At 22.9% G+C, this 678-nt stretch carries 1 protein-coding gene; it reads right to left on the bottom strand.

Annotation, left to right across the window (positions count from 1 at the left end; all coding sequences use genetic code 11):
• Window positions 1–2: 2 nt before the first annotated feature.
• Entirely contained in the window at window positions 3–317 is a 315-nt protein-coding gene (locus tag Q4Q55_RS10590; protein ID WP_303372759.1) for a monovalent cation/H+ antiporter subunit E, read from the bottom strand.
• Window positions 318–678 lie beyond the last annotated feature (361 nt).

Below are 678 nucleotides of genomic sequence, written 5' to 3'. Positions count from 1 at the left end.
TTTTATTCCAACATTTTCTTTATATATTTTTCAAAAGGAATGATATCCTCTTTACTTCTTGGAGAAATAGCAGCTACTTTGATAATGTTATTTTCAGTGTCTAAATCAACAGACAAAGTACCAGGAGTTAAAGAAATACTGTTAGCCAAAATTGTTTGTGAAACAGGTCTTTCAAGGACAGTTTCAATGTCAACAATTACAGGATCAATATTTCTCCTCATAATTCCATTAAAAGCAACATCAATTGTTGATTTAAGGATTTCATATATAAGGTCTAAGAAATAAATAATTCCATAACCAATTCTAGTCAAAAACATTAAACAAGCTCCATTTCATTATTATAATTATAAGTCAAAAAATTGACAATAAATAACATTAATATTTATCATGATTATTTATTATAAATGTATGCTTTTTTAGAAAAATTCATTAAATTTTGAATTAAATATAAAAATATTATTTAAAAAAATAAATAAACGAACAGGATTAATTTAAATAAAAAGTAAAATAAAACAATTCTAATATTCAAAATTAATGAACATAATAATTTAATAAAGGACTATTGGATTGTCATGAAATTATAACCTCTTAAAAAATCATCACTTTGAACTCTATTTTAACTTTAACCCCTCATTAACAGATAATTCTCGAATAAAGTAAATAAAAATGGCGCATGAT

Origin of the sequence: Methanobrevibacter sp. (assembly GCF_030539555.1) — an archaeon.
GTDB lineage: Archaea > Methanobacteriota > Methanobacteria > Methanobacteriales > Methanobacteriaceae > Methanocatella.
The sequence above is the reverse complement of the archived record's forward strand: the minus strand, read 5'-3'. Positions and strand labels throughout refer to the sequence as shown.

Excerpts from the sequence above, each read along its gene's own strand:
- Q4Q55_RS10590 (WP_303372759.1), bottom strand. The coding sequence starts at position 317 with ATGTTTTTGACTAGAATTGGTTATGGAATTATTTATTTCTTAGACCTT.